We start from the raw sequence: 17,020 nt of genomic DNA on the forward strand, positions 1-17,020 counted from the left end.
CCGGGGGGGGCTGCGCGGGGCGCACGCCCGCAGCCGTCAAATCTCGATCTTCGTGCCGAGCTCGACCACCCGGTTCGCCGGAATCGCGAAGAAATCGGTCGGCTTCGCGGCGTTCTGGTGCATCCACGCGAACACGCGCTCGCGCCAGATCGACATGCCCGGCAGTTGCGTCGGCACGACCGTTTCGCGCGCGAGGAAGAACGACGTATCCATCAGCTCGAACGTCATGTCGTGGGTACGGCCGAACTCTTCCAGCACCGCCTTCACGTCCGGCGTCTCGTTGAAGCCGTATTCCGCCGTCACCATGTACAGCCCGCCGCCCGCGTCGCGCGCGCTCAGCCGCTTGTCGTCGCGCACGTACGGGATGTCGCGCGTGACGAACGTCAGGAAGATGGTCCGCTCGTGCAGCACCTTGTTGTGCTTCAGGTTGTGCAGCAGGCTGACGGGCACGAGCCTGTCGTTGCCGGTCAGGTAGATCGCCGTGCCCGACACGCGGTGCGGCGGATGCGCGAGCAGTCCCTGCAGGAACGGCTCGAGCGGGATGCCGTCGGCCGCCGTGCGCTCTTTCACGATGTGGCGCCCCTTGTACCAGGTCATCAGCAGGAAGAACAGCAGCGCACCGATCCCGAGCGGCAGCCAGCCGCCTTGCGCGACCTTCAGCAGGTTCGCGCCGAAGAAGCCGAGGTCGACCGCGAGGAACACCGCGATGATCCCGCCGACCAGCAGCCGGTTCCAGTTCCACACCTTCACCATCACGACCGCGGCGAGCACGGTCGTGATCACCATCGTCGCCGTCACCGCGATACCGTACGCCGCGGCAAGGTTGTCCGAGCTCTTGAAGCCGATCACGATGCAGAGGATCACGAACAGCAGCATCCAGTTCACGACCGGCACGTAGATCTGGCCGATCGCCAGTTCGGACGTGTGCAGCACCTTCATGCGCGGCACGTAGCCGAGCTGGATCGCCTGCGAGGTCAGCGAATACGCGCCCGAGATCACCGCCTGCGACGCAATCACGGTCGCGACCGTCGACAGCACGACGAGCGGCAGCAGCGCCCAGTCGGGCGCGAGCAGGAAGAACGGGTTCTCGATCGCCTTCGGGTTCTGGATCAGCAGCGCGCCCTGCCCGAAGTAGTTGAGCACGAGCGACGGCATCACGAGCCCGTACGCCGCGATCCGGATCGGCCTAGCGCCGAAATGGCCCATGTCCGCGTAGAGCGCTTCGGCGCCCGTCAGCACCAGCACGACCGAGCCGAGCACGACGTAGGCCTGCAGCACGTGGTCCGACATGAACGACACCGCGTAGTACGGATTGATCGCCGCGACGATGCCCGGCACGCGCACGATGTGATACACGCCGAGCGCCGCGATCGCGATGAACCACAGCACCATGATCGGGCCGAACAGCTTGCCGACCGTCGCGGTGCCGTGACGCTGGATCCAGAACAGCGCGATCAGGATCACGATCGTGATCGGCAGCACGAGATGGGACAGATGCGGGGTCGCGATCTCGAGACCTTCGACCGCCGACATCACCGAGATCGCCGGCGTGATCACCGCGTCGCCGTAGAACATGCACGCGCCGAAGATCCCGAGCGCCATCAGCGCGCCCGTCACGCGGCTCTTCGAATTGAGCGGCCGCAGCGACAACGCCATCAGCGCCAGCACGCCGCCCTCGCCGTTGTTGTCGGCGCGCATCACGAACAGCAGGTATTTGATGCCGACCACGAGAATGATCGCCCAGAACAGCAGCGAGATCACGCCGAGGATCGAGCCTTCCGTGAGCGGAATGCCGTGTGCGGGGCTGAACGCCTCCTTGAGCGAATACAGCGGGCTTGTGCCGATGTCGCCGAACACCACGCCGATTGCGGCGATCGCGAGCGCCTGCAGCGAATGTTGTTGCGTCGACGAATGCGGCGCATGGATCGCGTTAGTCGCGTGAGTCGTATCGTTCATATGCAGCGTAATAATCGGGTCCGGAATAGGACAAAACGAGCGCTATTCTACTCGCGCGGTGGGCGAATGCCGTCCTGTCCTGTTGCCGCGAAGCCACGAGGCCCGCTCTGCCGATGCAACGCGGCGCGAGCTGTGGCAGGGAGGCCATCATAGCCGTCACGCCAGCGGTTGCCTACCCGGGTCGCGACGCACCAATGAAAACGGCGCCGCAAGCGACGCCGTCTGGGTGGTTTGGCGATCGGCCGGCAGGCGCTTACGCGCGTGCGCCGTCGCGCTGCGCGTCGCCGCGCTTGATCCAGGCCTCGAGATTGTGCGGGCGAACCGTATCCCATTCCTCGAACGGCTGATGGATCCACGGATTCGTCGGCAGGAACTGCGTGTGGTAGTCGGGCTTCACCTTCGAGCAGCCCTTGTACCAGAGCACAGCCGAGCGCACTGCCGTGACGGCCGGATAGCGCTCCTTCAGGTGCTCCTGCACGCGTGCGAGCGTGACGCCGGAGTCGACGAGGTCGTCGACCAGCAGCACGTTACCCGCGAGATTGCCGCGCGTCATCGTGATGTACTGGGCGATATCGAGGTCGCCCTGCTCGCGACCGGCCGCTTCGCGATACGAGCTGGTCGCGAGGATCGCGAGCGGCACGTCGTAGATCCGCGACAGCTGGTCGCCGACGCGCAGGCCGCCGCGCGCGAGGCACAGGATCTGGTCGAACTTCCAGCCGGACTCATGCACCTGGAGCGCGAGCATCTCGATCAGACGGTGATATTCGTCCCAGCCCACCCACAGGTTCTTGTCGTCGTTGCGCGGATCGGTCATCACAAGCGTAGTCATCGTGTTCTGCTGCGTCATCGTGCGTTACACCTTGAACGGATGACGGAGCAGGATCGTCTCGTCGCGGTCCGGGCCGGTCGACACCATGTCGATCGGCACGCCGGCCACTTCCTGGACGCGAGTCAGGTACGCACGGGCGTTTTCCGGCAGCGCATCCCACGAGTTGATGCCGACGGTGCTTTCCTTCCAGCCGACAAACGTCTCGTACACGGGCTCGCAGCGCGCGACATCGGCCGCGCCGCGCGGCAGGATGTCCGCATCCTTGCCGTCGATCTTGTAGCCGACGCACAGCTTGACCTCGTCGAGGCCGTCGAGCACGTCGAGCTTCGTCATGCACAGGCCCGACACGCCGTTGATCTGGATCGAGCGACGCAGCGCGGCCGCGTCGAGCCAGCCGGTGCGGCGCGGGCGACCCGTGACCGAACCGAACTCCTTGCCGACGTTCGCGAGCGTGACGCCGACCTGGTCCTGGCGCTTCGGGTTGTCGGCGTCGTACAGCTCGCTCGGGAACGGGCCCGAACCGACGCGCGTGCAATACGCCTTCGTGATGCCGAGGATGTAGTTGAGCTTCTGCGGACCGACGCCCGCGCCCGCCGCCGCTGCGCCGGCAACACAGTTACTCGACGTGACGAACGGATAGGTGCCGTGGTCGATGTCGAGCAGCGTGCCCTGCGCGCCTTCGAACAGCAGGTTCTGGCCCGCGTTGTTCGCGTCGTACAGGCGGCGCGACACGTCGGCCACCATCGGCTTCAGGCGGTCCGCATAGCCGAGCATCGTGTCGAGCGTGGCCTGGAAATCGACCGCCGCGCCGCCCAGGTACTGGGTCAGCACGAAGTTGTGGAAGTCGAGGTTCTCGCGCAGGCGGTCGGCGAAGGTCTTCGCGTCGAACAGGTCCTGCACGCGCAGCGCGCGGCGGCCGACCTTGTCTTCGTACGCCGGGCCGATGCCGCGGCCGGTCGTGCCGATCTTGCCCGCGCCCTTGCGCGCTTCGCGCGCCTGGTCGATCGCGATGTGATACGGCAGGATCAGCGTGGTCGCTTCGGAAATGAACAGTCGGTCGCGCACGTTCACACCGGCTTCTTCGAGCTCGCCGATTTCCTTGAACAGTGCCTCGGGGGACAGGACGACGCCGTTGCCGATGTAGCAGGCGACGCCTTCACGCATGATGCCCGACGGAATGAGGCGCAAGATGGTTTTCTTGCCGCCGATGATGAGGGTGTGGCCGGCGTTGTGGCCGCCCTGGAAACGCACGACGCCCTGGGCGTGGTCCGTCAGCCAGTCGACGATCTTGCCCTTGCCTTCATCACCCCATTGAGTCCCCACGACGACGACATTGCGCCCGGGAGTCACATTCACTGCGCTGGCAGACATGTTGATTCGTTAGCTGGTTAAAAACGTATTCTACCTATGTTCGCGGGCGATTCCGAATTTTTCCGTTTCGCTTCAACGATATGGCACGCCAAAACGCAGCCCGCGAACGCTTTTTTAGCGGGGCTCGACCACCCACGCGCCGTTGCGCTCGACGAGCGAGCGGTCGCAGGCGAACTCGTCGAGCACATGATCGTGCCCCGGCAGCGCCTGGATCACGACCTCGCCCGCGTCGCGCAGCGCCGCGACGGCCGCGCGCAACGCGTCGTCCTGCGCCCACGGCGCGAGGATCGCGGTGCCGCGCGCTTCGACCGGCGAAATCCGCGCGAGCTCGCGCAGGTCGAGCGAGAAGCCCGTCGCCGGGCGGGCGCGGCCGTACGCCTGGCCGACGTGATCGTAACGGCCGCCGCGCGCGATCGCGTTCGGCACGCCGTCGATGTAGGCCGTCAGCATTGCGCCGCTGTGGTACGCGTAGCCGCGCAGGTCGGCGAGATCGATCGCGACTTCGACACCCTTCGCCTGCGCCGCGAGCTGCGCGAGATCGTCGAGCGCGCGCGTGATCTCAGGCAGCGCGGGCAGCCGCACGCGCGCCTCGTCGAGCACGCTCGCATCGCCGTACAGGTGCGGCAGCGCGAGCAGCGCGGCGCGCGTATCGGCGCCGAGATCGTCGGTCAGTTCGTTCAGCAGCGGCACGTCCTTGCCCGATAGCGCGTCGTACAGCGCCTCGCCGCGTTCGGCGGCCTGCGCGTCGCGCGCGAGCAGCGCCGCGAGCACGCCCGCGTGGCACAGGTCGAGCCGGATGCGCGACAGGCCTGCGAGATGCAGCGCATCGAGCATCAGTTGCTGGATTTCGAGATCGGCTTCCAGCCCGGCGTGACCGTAGATTTCGGCGCCGATCTGGATCTGCTCACGGGTCGCATGCAGGCCGCGCGGGCGCGTGTGCATCACGTGACCCGCATAGCAGAGGCGCGTCACGCCCTGGCGGTTCAGCAGGTGCGCGTCGATGCGCGCGACCTGCGGCGTGATGTCCGCACGCAGGCCGAGCGTGCGCCCCGACAGCTGGTCGACCAGCTTGAAGGTGCGCAGGCGCAGATCGTTGCCGCCGCTCGTCAGCAGCGACTCGAGGTATTCGAGCAGCGGCGGCATCACCATTTCGTAGCCGTACGAACGGAAGCGGTCGAGCAGCCTGCGGCGCAGCTCCTCGATCTTGCGCGCTTCCGACGGCAGCACGTCGGCGATATTCTCGGGAAGTAACCAGGTCGACATCGGTACGGTCCTACGACGGGAAACGCGGCGCGCGACACGCGCACCGCGGTGTGAATCGGAATCGGGTTCAGGCAGGCGGCCGGATGCGCCGTCCGGATCAGGTGGCGAGCAGCAGCAGTGCGAGCCCGAGCGCCATCACGATCAGCCCGCCGATCCGGATATGATGCGGCGGCCGCTCCGCTATTCTACGAAACGTGTCCCGCCATGCGGACGGAAACACGAAGGGAAATGCGCCCTCGATAATCAGCATCAGCGCAACTGCGAGCAACAACGAGCCAGCCAGGTCCATGCGAGCGACGGCGCCGCATGACGCGGCGCCCCAAGTTCAGTGTTTGCGGGGAGCAGCGGGCGCCGCCGGTGCGGCGCCGCCCGTCGGGCTGCGCATGAAACGGAAAAACTCGCTGTCGGGGTCGACGACGATGATGTCGTTGCGCTTGAACGTGTTGCGATACGCCTGCAGGCTCGCATAGAACTGGTAGAACTGCGGATCGCGGCCGAACGCATCGGCGGCGATCGTTGCGGCCTTCGCGTCGCCCTCGCCCTTGATCGTCTGCGCCGACTTGTACGCGTTCGCCAGCACCGCCTGCTGCTCGCGCTCCGCGTCGGCCTTGATCTGCTCGACGTCCGCCGCACCTTCGGCGCGCACCTGCGCAGCCTGCCCGCGCAGCGCCGCGATCATCCGCTGGTACGCGGCGTCGGTCTGCGCGGCCGGCAGGTCGACACGCGTGAGCTGCACGTCGACTACGTCCACGCCATACCCGGACGCCGTCGCCTGCACCGCGCCGCGGGCGGCGCCGGCGATCGCGCGCTGGCCGCCGATCACGTCGTCGCGCTCGTGCTTGCCAATCGCATCGCCGAGCGCGCCCTTCAGCGCGACGCCCAGGCGGTCGGCGGCCGCTGCCGGCTCGCCGCCCGTCGCGACGAAATACTTCATCGGATCGGCAATCCGGTACTTGACCATGTAGCCGATAAGCAGGTCATGCTTGTCCGCGGTCGCGAACTGCAGCGGATCCGCCGACTCCAGCGACTGCAGGCGGGTGTCGATCAGCGTCGCCGTCTGCAACGGCGGCGGCAGCTTGAAATGAACGCCGGGACCGGCCAGCGTAGGGTCAGCGCCGGAACGACCCGACAACACGGCCGCATGGCGCGGGTCGACGGTCAGGACGGTCGACGACGCAGCGAAGGCGACGATCACGATTGCAACGACGAGCGCAATGATTCGATTCATGACACGCGCTCCCGTTACTTCAGATCGTCTTCGCGCGACCGGCTGCGAAACGCTTCGCGCGATCGCAGCACATCGCTGCCGGACGCCGGTGCGGCCGCCGAAGCCGGCACGCTTGCCGACGGCGTCGATGCCGCGGCCGGCGCGGGCACTGCAGCCGCCGATGCGCCGGACGGCGCAGCGGCGCCCGCCGCATTCTGCCTGCCCTGCTCGACCAGCTTGTCGAGCGGGAGATACAGCACGTTGTTGCCACCCTTGCTGCCGACGAAGATCTTCGTCGAGTTCGAATAGATTTCCTGCATAGTCTCCAAGTACATCCGTTCGCGGATCACGGCCGGCGCCTTCGAATACTGCGCGTAGACCTGCTTGAAGCGCTCCGCGTCGCCCTCGGCCTGCGTGACGACGCGATCCGCATACGCCTTCGCCTCGTCGGTCAGCTTCGCGGCATCGCCCTGTGCCTTCGGCAGCAGGTCGCTCGCATAGGCCTGCGCGGCGCGCTTCGCCGCCTCGCGCTCGTCGCGCGCCTTCGCCACTTCGCTATAGGCGGCCTGCGTCTGCTCGGGCGCCGCGACGCTTTGCATCGTCACGGACGTGACTTCGAGCCCCGTGTGATAGCGGTCGAGATCGCGCTGGATCGCTTCGCTCACCTGCTGGCGCAATGCATCGCGATCCTGATTGAGGATGTCCGCTGCGCTGCGCGTGCCGACGATCGCGCGCACCGCGGCCTGTGCGGCCTGCGTGACGCTGCGCTCCGGATCGGCGCTGCGGAACAGGTAGTCGGTTGCCGAACGGATCCGGTACTGCACCGCGAAGCGCACGTCGACGATGTCGGCGTCGCGCGTCAGCATCGCGGATTCCTTCACGTTCGCGAGACGTACGACGTTGTTGCGGCCGACCTCGACCGAGCGGCTCTGCGACGTGTCGACGATCTCGTGCGATGCGAACGGATACGGTGCGCGCCAGTGCACGCCCTGGTCGACGGTGCCGGCGAGCCGGCCCATCTGCAGCACGACGCCCGTCTGACCTTCCGGCACGACGAACAGGCCGCTGCCCGCGTAGACCGCGACCAGCACACCGATCACGATGCCGACGCCGACTCTCGCGGCCCGGCCGTTATCCGGACGGAATCCGTTGCCGCCCTTGCCGCCGAACAGGCCGCTCAGGCGCCGGTTGAAATTGCGCCACATTTCGTCGAGATCGGGCGGGCCTTCGCCGTCACCGCCTGGCGGGCGCTTCGATTCGTTCGCGCGGGGCTGCGTCCCGCCATTGCCTTCGCCACGTCCCCAGCGGGGATCGTTGATCGACAGCAAGGCGTGCTTCCGCCGCCCGTTACTCCGCTCGTTGTATTCGTTCACCAGAGTTTGTTCACCAGATTAGACGCCGGCAAACCGGCCGGGACCGGCTAACGCCCGTGTTCGGAAAGCGTATGGTCTTCGTGTGATTCCGCGGGCGCGCCGTCGAGCGGCATCGCGCCGTCAAGGTGTTCCGCAGAGGCGATCTCGGCGATGGCGGCGCGCAGCGCGTCCAGCCCTTGACCGGTACGCGCGCTCAAAAAGACGCGCGAAATATTACCATACTCGTCCCGCTCGACCGCGTCGCCGCGGGCCGCCAGCTCAGGCACGGCGTCGATCTTGTTGAATACCAGGACCTGCCGGATCGTGTCCGCGCCGATCTCGTGCAACACGCCGTTGACCTGCTCGATCTGCTCGAGCCGCACCGCGCTCGACGCATCGACGACATGCAGCAGCAGATCCGCGTGGATCGTTTCCTCGAGCGTCGCGCGGAACGCCGCGACCAGCTGGTGCGGCAGCTCGCGAATGAACCCGACGGTGTCCGACACCACGATCTGGCCGACCTCGTCGCCGAGATACACGCGCCGCGACGTCGTGTCGAGCGTCGCGAACAGCTGGTCGGCCGCATACGCCTGCGCCTTCGTCAGCGCGTTGAACAGCGTCGACTTGCCTGCGTTCGTGTAGCCGACGAGCGAGACCGACATCGTGCCGCTGCGCGCCCGCTGGCGACGCTGCGTGCTGTGCTGGCGACGCAGCCGATCGAGGCGCGACTTCAGCATCTTGATGCGCTCGCCGATCAGGCGGCGGTCGGTTTCGAGCTGCGTTTCGCCGGGGCCGCGCAGGCCGATACCACCTTTTTGCCGCTCGAGGTGGGTCCACGCGCGGATCAGCCGGGTCGACAGATATTGCAGTTGAGCGAGCTCGACCTGCAGCTTGCCTTCGTGGCTGCGCGCGCGCTGCGCGAAGATGTCGAGGATGAGACTCGTGCGGTCGACGACCCGCCTGTTAAGCGTGCGCTCCAGATTGCGTTGCTGGGCAGGCGCCAGGGCGTGATTGAAGATGACGATGTCGACGTCGTTGGCTTCGCAGGCCAGCCGCAATTCTTCGGCTTTGCCGCTGCCGACGAACATCGCGGCATCGGGGCTGGACCGGCGGCCGGTCAGGGTGACGGCGGGATGCGCCCCCGCGCTGGATGCAAGAAGACTGAGTTCTTCGAGACTGGCTTCGAAATCGGTCTTGCCGAAATCGATGCCGACGAGCGCTGCGTTGATCAAATTGTCAGGTGTCAAGATATGGCGGCTGGCATCGGTCGCACGCGGCGACCGGATGCCGGCCGCTGCGATAGGTTAGGACGAGACTTCCGCGTCCGGGTGGAAGTTCACCGGGCGCGCCGGAACGACCGTCGAGATGGCATGCTTGTAGACCATCTGGGTCACCGTATTACGGAGCAACACGACGTACTGGTCGAACGATTCGATGTTCCCTTGGAGCTTGATGCCGTTGACGAGATAGATCGAAACGGGAACGTGCTCCTTGCGCAGTGCGTTCAAAAACGGGTCTTGTAACAATTGCCCTTTGTTGCTCATGGCGTACTCCATCTTGTTTTGCAGGTTGATCTGGATTGGCGACGAAGAAAAAGAGATCCGGCGCCAATCGCTACACTATAGCCGATTTTGCGTGCCCCGCCCGGGCGTCGGCCATGCGGCCTACCCCTTGCGGGACGTGCGTTCAGCTCTTGTCCGCGTACGGGTTGTGCGACGAACGGAACTCTATGCGCAATGGAGTCCCGGTCAGGGAGAAAGTTTCGCGGAAACGATTCTCCAGGTAGCGCTTGTAGGTGTCGGTCACCGCATCGAGCGCATTGCCGTGGATCACGATGACCGGCGGATTCTGGCCGCCCTGGTGCGCGTAGCGCAGCTTCGGGCGCACCGGGCCGCGACGGCGCGGCTGCTGGAACTCGACCGCCTCGATCAGCGCGCGCGTGAGCTTCGGCGTTGGCAGCTTCGCCATCGCCGCGCCGTACGCGTCGTCGACCGAACGCATCAGCGGGCCGATGCCGGTCTTTTCCGCAGCGGAAATGAAGTGGAATTTCGCGAAATCGAGGAATTTCAGCTTGCGGGTCAAATCCGCTTTCGTGCGCTCGCGCACGTGCGGGTCGAGACCGTCCCACTTGTTCACGCCGACCACCAGCGCCCGCCCTTGCTCGACCACGAACCCGGCGATGTGCGCGTCCTGGTCGGAAATGTCCTGGCGCGCATCCAGCAGAAGAATGACGACGTTCGCGTCGGCAATCGACTGCAGCGTTTTCACGACCGAAAATTTCTCGATCGCCTCGAACACCTTGCCGCGGCGGCGCAGGCCGGCCGTGTCGATCAGCGTGTACGGCTTGCCGTTGCGCTCGAAATCGACGTAGATCGAATCGCGCGTCGTGCCGGGCATGTCGAACGCGATCACGCGATCCTCGCCGATCAGCGTGTTGACGAGCGTCGACTTGCCGACGTTCGGCCGGCCGACGATCGCGATCTTGGTCCCGCGCGACGCCTTGTCCTCGTCTTCCTCTTCCGGCTGGCCTGCGTAAGCAACCCCGAGCGCCTCGTTGATCATCTCGGTCACGCCGTCGCCGTGCGCGGCCGAGATCGCGCGCGGATCGCCGAGCCCGAGCTCGTAGAAGTCGGCCGCGACGGCCGTGTACTTCATCCCCTCGGACTTGTTGACGACGAGGAAGATCGGCCGGCCGGTCTTGCGCAGGTAGTCGGCGATCGACTTGTCCTGCGGCGCGAGCCCGTTGCGGCCGTCGACGATGAACACGACGACGTCGGCCTCCTCGACCGCCTGCCGCGTCTGACGCGCCATCTCGTGCAGGATGCCGTCCTTCGCGACCGGCTCGAAGCCGCCCGTGTCGACGACGAGGTACGGCCGCTCGCCGACTCGCCCTTCGCCATAGTGGCGATCGCGCGTCAGGCCCGGCAAGTCGGCCACCAGCGCATCGCGCGAACGCGTGAGCCGGTTGAACAGCGTGGATTTTCCCACATTGGGGCGCCCAACAAGGGCAATGACCGGTTTCATCTGTGTTGTCTACGGTGAGGCGCAGCAGCGGGAGGCCCGCTGCTGCGGGCGGCTGCGCTGAATGAAAATATCACGAATTCGCGCCGCGCCGGATGCGCGCGCCCGGCGCGCGACGCGCGCCGTCCATCATTCGTCTCGTACTGCCTTCCAAATACCGAACGGCCGGGAGCACCCGGCCGCCTTCAAGTGATGCGCGGCGCACCGTGCGGCGATCCGCCGCGCTACGGCGCCCGCGCGCCGTCGCGTCAGCGCGGACGGAAGCCGTACAGGCCGCCGTCGTTCGTCTGCACGACGAGCGTGTTGCCCGCGAGGACCGGCGCCGCCGTGATCGGGCTGCCGTCAGTCTTCATCCGGGCGAGGAACGTGCCGTCTTCGCGCGACAGGAAATGCACGTACCCCTTGTAGTCGCCCATCACGACCGCATGACCGAGCAGGTACGGCACGCTGACGTCGCGGCTCTTCAGCTTCGTGTTGCGCCACAGCTCGTTGCCGCTCGCCGAGTCGTACGCGGTGACGACCGACCAGTCGTCGCCGCCCGCGACCACCGAGTCGTCCTGCGCGATGCCGCTGCGGCTCGAGAACGCCTTCTCCCACACCGGGCGGCCCGAGTTCGCATCGAAGCAGCCGAGCTGCCCCTGGAACGTCACTGCGCAGGCTTGCGCACCGACGAGCGTCGGCGGACCGCTGACGTCGTTGATCCGCTCGACTTCCGTCACGCCTTTCGGAAACGACACCGGCGTCTGCCAGTACGGCTCGCCCGTCTGCAGGTTGATCGCGACGAGGCCGCCGCCCGGGAAGCCCGCGAGCACCGCGGCGTCGCCCGCGAACGTCATGCCCGCCGACACGCGCAGGTTCAGCGGCACCGCGCGGTTGCGGTAGTTCCACTTCTGTTCGCCGGTTTGCGCGGAAAACGCGATCACCTGACCGTCGATCGTGCGGACGATCACGAGGCCGTTGCCGACGAGCGGCGGCGAGAAGATCTCGCCCTGCACGCTCGTCTTCCACAGCAGCTTGCCGTCCGCGCCGAGCACGAACACGCCGCCCTTCAGCGCGCCGACCGCGGTCAGGTTGCCGTCGCTGCCGACGCCCGCCGACAGGTCCGAGTCGAGCTTCGCGCGCCAGATCCGCTGACCGGTCTTTGCGTCGATCTTCTCGACCGAGCCGTTTTCGCCGGCCGCGAAGACTGCGTCGCCCACCGCCACCGGCGAGAACAGGTAGCGGCCGCCCTTGCCGACGCTCGACGACCAGACCTGTTGCACGTCGAGGACGGGTTTGAACTCGGTCAGCGGCGTCGGCACGCGACGCGCGTCCTTCGTCGACGAGCAGGCCCCCAGTGCCAGGACGGCCGCCGCGCAGGCAACGGGCACAGCGTAACGTTTCAGCAAATTCATCGATTAGCGAAGCAAAGTTAAGAGGTTGAGGGAGCCGTGGCTCAGCTGCCCAGCGCGTCCAGCTTGAACTGCACGAGCTGGCGCGCCGACATGTCTTCCTTCGGCAGGCTGTCGAGCGCGAGCTTGTACGCGGTGCGCGCATCGTCCGCCTTGCCTTGCGCAGCGAGCAGATCGCCGCGGCGATCGGCCACGAGGCCCTTGAATGCATCGATCGGCGTGCCGGACAGCAACGCGAGCCCTGCGTCGTACGCCTTCTCGTCGAGCAGCAGCGACGCGAGGCGCAGCTTCGCGATCTGCTTGTACTCGTCGTCCTTCGCGTGATCGACCGCCCACTGCAGCTGCGTCTTCGCGCCCGCGGCGTCGCCCGCCGCGTACAGCACCTTCGCAGCCGCGAGCGCCGTCATCTGCGCATACGGGGTGCCGCTGTACTTGTCTTCCATGTCGGCGGCAGCGCGGGCCATCGTCGCCTTGTCGTTCGACGCGGCGGCCTTCTGCACCTGCTCGTACAGCCCGGATGCCTGCGCGGACTGGCGACGCTGCCAGAAATTCCAGCCGTTGAAGCCGGCCGCGACAACGAGCGCCGCGAGGACGATCCACGTGGTGAGGTTGCCCCAGCGGGCCCACCACGCCTTGAGGCTTTCAATCGATTCTTGTTCGTCGTGGTAACTCATCGGCGAGCGATTCCTTCCTGTTCAGGCCTTTCTTGTCGAGCGAATGCCAGTGCGATCAGTCGTCGCCGTCTTCGGCGGATGCAACCATCGCATTGATTAGGAATTCGGTCAAGCTTTCGACCGGTACGGTCTGCTGAGCGTTCTTTTCCCCTTCCTCGCCCGTGCCGCGCAGCGCTTTCACGCCGACCGTGCCGTTCGCGATCTCTTCTTCGCCGAAGATCACCGCGAACGCGGCGCCGCTCGCATCGGCACGCTTCATCTGCGACTTGAAGCTCGCCGGCGCGCCGTCCGCGCTGCAGTGGAAGATCACATCGAGGCCGGTGTCGCGCAGACGCTCGGCGGCGATGAACGCCTGCTCGCGCGCCGCCTCGCCCTGGTGCACGACGTACACGTCGACGCCGTCCTGCTCGGGCACGAGTTGCTCTTCCTTCAGCAACTCGAGAATGCGCTCGACGCCCATCGCCCAGCCGCACGCGGCGGTCGGCTTGCCGCCGAGCTGCTCGATCAGCGGGTCGTAGCGGCCGCCGGCCGCGACCGTACCCTGCGCGCCGAGCTTGTCGGTGACCCACTCGAACACGGTCAGGTTGTAGTAGTCGAGGCCGCGCACGAGACGCGGGTTGATCGTGAACGGGATGTTGTTCGCCAGCAGCAGGCGCTGCAGCCCCTCGAAGTGCGCGCGCGACTGGTCGCCGAGGAAGTCGATCAGCTTCGGCGCGTTCTGCGCGATCTCCTGCAGCGCCGGGTTCTTCGTGTCGAGCACGCGCAGCGGGTTCGTATACAGACGGCGCTGCGCCTCCGCGTCGAGCGCGTCGACGTGCTGCTCGAGATACTTGATCAGCTCGACGCGGTGCGCCGCGCGCTCTTCCGCGAGGCCCAGCGAGTTGATCTCGAGCTTGATGCCGGTCAGGCCGAGGTCGTCCCACAGGCGCTGGCACATCATGATGATTTCCGCGTCCGCGTCCGGGCCCGCGAAGCCGAGGGCCTCGACGCCGACCTGGTGGAACTGGCGATAGCGGCCGCGTTGCGGACGCTCGTGACGGAACATCGGGCCGATGTACCACAGGCGCTTCGGACCGTCGTACAGCATGTTGTGCTCGATCGCCGCGCGCACGACGGCGGCGGTGTTCTCCGGACGCATCGTCAGGTGCTCGCCGTTCAGCGCGTCGGTGAAGCTGTACATCTCCTTCTCGACGATGTCCGTGACTTCGCCGATGCCGCGCGTGAAGAGCTGCGTGTGCTCGACGATCGGCGTGCGGATGTTCTGGTAGCCGTAAGCGCGCAGCAGCGACTTCACGGTGGCCTCGAAGAACTCCCAAAGGCCGGCATCCTGCGGGAGGATGTCGTTCATGCCCTTGACGCCCGTAAGCTTCTCGATCTTGCGTTTCTGTTCAGTCATCGTGTCTGTTACGAATTAGTTCTGGGCCGCCGCGCGGCCGTAGTTGCGTTCGACGTAGTCGCTGACGATCTGCTGGAATTCCTCGGCGATGCGCTCGCCGCGCAGCGTCCTGACCTTCTCGCCATCGATGAAGACGGGCGCGGCCGGGTTCTCGCCCGAACCCGGCAGGCTGATGCCGATGTTCGCGTGCTTCGATTCGCCCGGACCGTTGACGATGCAGCCCATCACCGCGACGTTCATCGTCTCGACGCCCGGATATTCCTTGCGCCAGGCCGGCATCTGCTCGCGCAGGTAGGTCTGGATCTGCATCGCGAGTTCCTGGAACAGCGTGCTGGTCGTGCGGCCGCAGCCCGGGCACGCGATCACCATCGGCGCGAACGAGCGCAGGCCCATCGTCTGCAGGATTTCCTGGCCGACCACCACTTCGCCCGTGCGCGACGCGCCCGGCTCCGGCGTCAGCGAGATGCGGATCGTGTCGCCGATCCCTTCCTGCAGCAGCACGCCAAGCGCCGCCGTCGACGCGACGATGCCCTTCGAGCCCATGCCCGCCTCGGTCAGCCCGAGGTGCAGCGCGAAGCCGCAGCGGCGCGCGAGTTCGCGGTACACCGCGATCAGGTCCTGCACGCCGCTGACCTTGCACGACAGCACGATGCGGTCGCGCCCCAGGCCCAGTTCAACCGCACGCTCCGCCGAGCCGATCGCGGACTGGATCAGCGCTTCGTACATCACGCTCTGCGCATCCCACGGCTGCGCGCGCGCGCCGTTCTCGTCCATCATGCGCGCGAGCAGGTCCTGGTCGAGGCTGCCCCAGTTCACGCCGATCCGCACCGGCTTGTCGTACTTGATCGCCGCCTCGATCATCTGCGCGAACTGCGTGTCGCGCTTCGCACCCTGGCCGACGTTGCCGGGGTTGATCCGGTACTTCGACAGCGCCTCCGCGCAGCCCGGATGGTCGCGCAGCAGCAGGTGGCCGTTGTAATGGAAGTCGCCGACGAGCGGCACCGTCACGCCCATCCGGTCGAGCTGCTCGCGGATCGCCGGCACGGCCGCCGCCGCCTCGGGCGTGTTGACAGTGATGCGCACGAGTTCGGAACCCGCGTTCGCGAGCTCCTTGATCTGGATGGCCGTGCCGATCGCATCCGCGGTGTCGGTATTCGTCATCGACTGCACGCGCACCGGCGAATCGCCGCCGATCGTCACCAGCGTTCCGCCCCAGCGGACATTCACCGTATGCGATACGCGACGCGACGCATGGCCGCCGAACACCGGCTCGGTTGAACAAATCTGACTGCTGCGTGGGGATTGAGCTTCGGATTGCATCGATAGATCCATTTACGCCGAATGCGCCGCGTCGCGGCGCATGAATTGAAAAAGCGCCGTGCCTTCTGGGTCTGTCGACACGCGTCACAGACCCTCGCCACGGCGCTTGCCGTCAGGGCAACGTGAACCGCGCCACGTTACCCCGCGCTGCCGAATATTTTGCCGGATCGACCGGTTTGCCGTCGAACGCGATTGCGTCGAGGCCCGCCTTGTTGCCGATCGTGACCTTGAACGGGCCGTCGCCCGCGACCTGCTTCGTCTCACCGCCGCGCACCAGCCCCGAGAACAGCTCCTTGCCGTTCTTGTCACGCACGCTGAACCAGCTGTCCTGCTTGACCTTCAGCTCGATCATCGACTGGCCGGCCGCGATCCCGACGCTCGCCGGCTGGGCCGTGGCCGCCATGGCGACGCTTGCCGCCGGCGCAACCGCCGCGGGCTGCGACACCGGCTCGGCTGCGGCCTGCGTGGCGGAAGCCACGACTTGCGGCGCGACCGCCGATGCAACCACCTGCGGCGCCGCGGCCGTCACGGCCGGCGCCGACGCCTCGACTGCGGTCGAGACGGATGCGCCGCCCGCGCTCGCCGCCTCGGCGGTCGCTGCCGACGCCACCGGCGCCGATGCCGCGGACGCACCGCCCTGCACCGCGCCGCTCTTGAAGCGTGCGAGCCAGTTCGACGAATCGCCGCCAGTGTGCCACATCGCCGCCGCGATCAGCGCGACGGCCGCCGCCGCCGTCCCCCACAGCCACGGGCGATGGCGCGACGAGCCGCCGAGCGGAATCGACACGCGGCCGCGCGGCAGATCCGTCCCCGACGACGCCGGCATCGACAGATCCACCTCCGGCTCGCCGCGCTCGCGGCGCAGCGCCTGCGCAAACGGTTCCGGATCGACGCCGAGCATCTTCGCGTAGCTGCGCACGACCCCGATCGCGAACGTCACGCCGGGCAGATGGCTGATATCGCCCGACTCGAGCGCCCGCAGCTTCTGCGGCGCGACCTTGAGCCGCGCCGACACGTCGTCGACCGTCCAGCCCTTCGCCTCCCGAAGCTGCGCCAGCCGTCCCCCGACGGCCGTCAGCGATTCCAGTCCAGCCGTTGCCGGCTTCGCGGCATTCGTCTCTGCGCCGTTTGACGGCTGCGGCTCACTCATCCTTGTCCTCGCGTCGATTCTTCTTCACTGGCGGGCGCGCCCGGCTTCTGCCGGCGCAACGCCCGCGCGTCGTCCATACCATGCGCGGCG

The 17,020-nt window shown here is 66.9% G+C and carries 15 protein-coding genes; all 15 read right to left on the minus strand.

All coding sequences use genetic code 11. The features are described 5' to 3' along the window. Positions 1–36 precede the first annotated feature (36 nt). Positions 37–1,956, minus strand: coding sequence for a potassium transporter Kup (locus B7P44_RS09735; protein WP_084903349.1), 1,920 nt, complete (start codon positions 1,954–1,956; stop codon positions 37–39). Positions 1,957–2,209: 253 nt separating this feature from the next. Further along, the gene (locus tag B7P44_RS09745) at positions 2,210–2,803 is read right to left on the minus strand and encodes a phosphoribosyltransferase (protein ID WP_084903350.1); all 594 of its coding nucleotides are present in this window, start codon (positions 2,801–2,803) and stop codon (positions 2,210–2,212) included. A 6-nt stretch (positions 2,804–2,809) separates the two neighbouring features. Further along, entirely contained in the window at positions 2,810–4,156 is a 1,347-nt protein-coding gene (locus B7P44_RS09750) for an adenylosuccinate synthase (protein WP_084903353.1), read from the minus strand. Positions 4,157–4,270: 114 nt separating this feature from the next. Further along, entirely contained in the window at positions 4,271–5,419 is a 1,149-nt protein-coding gene (locus tag B7P44_RS09755) for an ATP phosphoribosyltransferase regulatory subunit (protein ID WP_084903355.1), read from the minus strand. Between the two features lie 97 nt (positions 5,420–5,516). Beyond that, positions 5,517–5,708, minus strand: a complete 192-nt coding sequence (locus tag B7P44_RS09760) for a DUF2065 domain-containing protein (RefSeq protein WP_010092260.1) — start codon at positions 5,706–5,708, stop codon at positions 5,517–5,519. A 36-nt stretch (positions 5,709–5,744) separates the two neighbouring features. Beyond that, the gene (gene hflC, locus B7P44_RS09765; protein ID WP_084903358.1) at positions 5,745–6,647 is read right to left on the minus strand and encodes a protease modulator HflC; all 903 of its coding nucleotides are present in this window, start codon (positions 6,645–6,647) and stop codon (positions 5,745–5,747) included. 14 nt (positions 6,648–6,661) lie between these two features. Continuing rightward, complete coding sequence (gene hflK / locus B7P44_RS09770; protein WP_084903360.1) at positions 6,662–7,999, minus strand: FtsH protease activity modulator HflK; 1,338 nt, start codon at positions 7,997–7,999, stop codon at positions 6,662–6,664. 47 nt (positions 8,000–8,046) lie between these two features. After that, complete coding sequence (hflX, locus tag B7P44_RS09775; protein ID WP_193834364.1) at positions 8,047–9,210, minus strand: GTPase HflX; 1,164 nt, start codon at positions 9,208–9,210, stop codon at positions 8,047–8,049. A gap of 72 nt (positions 9,211–9,282) precedes the next feature. After that, positions 9,283–9,522, minus strand: coding sequence for an RNA chaperone Hfq (gene hfq, locus B7P44_RS09780; protein WP_014896913.1), 240 nt, complete (start codon positions 9,520–9,522; stop codon positions 9,283–9,285). Positions 9,523–9,664: 142 nt separating this feature from the next. Beyond that, positions 9,665–11,002 (minus strand): ribosome biogenesis GTPase Der, encoded by a 1,338-nt coding sequence (gene der, locus B7P44_RS09785; RefSeq protein WP_084903364.1) that lies wholly within the window; start codon positions 11,000–11,002, stop codon positions 9,665–9,667. Positions 11,003–11,247: 245 nt separating this feature from the next. Then, positions 11,248–12,393, minus strand: a complete 1,146-nt coding sequence (bamB, locus tag B7P44_RS09790) for an outer membrane protein assembly factor BamB (protein ID WP_084903366.1) — start codon at positions 12,391–12,393, stop codon at positions 11,248–11,250. A 41-nt stretch (positions 12,394–12,434) separates the two neighbouring features. Then, complete coding sequence (locus B7P44_RS09795; protein WP_084903368.1) at positions 12,435–13,064, minus strand: tetratricopeptide repeat protein; 630 nt, start codon at positions 13,062–13,064, stop codon at positions 12,435–12,437. A gap of 55 nt (positions 13,065–13,119) precedes the next feature. Next, positions 13,120–14,460, minus strand: a complete 1,341-nt coding sequence (gene hisS, locus B7P44_RS09800) for a histidine--tRNA ligase (protein WP_084903370.1) — start codon at positions 14,458–14,460, stop codon at positions 13,120–13,122. Between the two features lie 15 nt (positions 14,461–14,475). Next, positions 14,476–15,780: a flavodoxin-dependent (E)-4-hydroxy-3-methylbut-2-enyl-diphosphate synthase gene (ispG, locus tag B7P44_RS09805; protein ID WP_084906575.1), complete on the minus strand. Its 1,305-nt coding sequence runs from the start codon at positions 15,778–15,780 to the stop codon at positions 14,476–14,478. A 112-nt stretch (positions 15,781–15,892) separates the two neighbouring features. Further along, positions 15,893–16,930 carry a helix-turn-helix domain-containing protein gene (locus B7P44_RS09810; RefSeq protein ID WP_084903372.1) on the minus strand — a complete coding sequence of 346 codons (1,038 nt, stop codon included), beginning with the start codon at positions 16,928–16,930 and terminating at the stop codon, positions 15,893–15,895. Between the last annotated feature and the right edge of the window lie 90 nt (positions 16,931–17,020).

The organism is Burkholderia ubonensis subsp. mesacidophila (assembly GCF_002097715.1).
Taxonomy (GTDB): Bacteria; Pseudomonadota; Gammaproteobacteria; order Burkholderiales; family Burkholderiaceae; genus Burkholderia; species Burkholderia mesacidophila.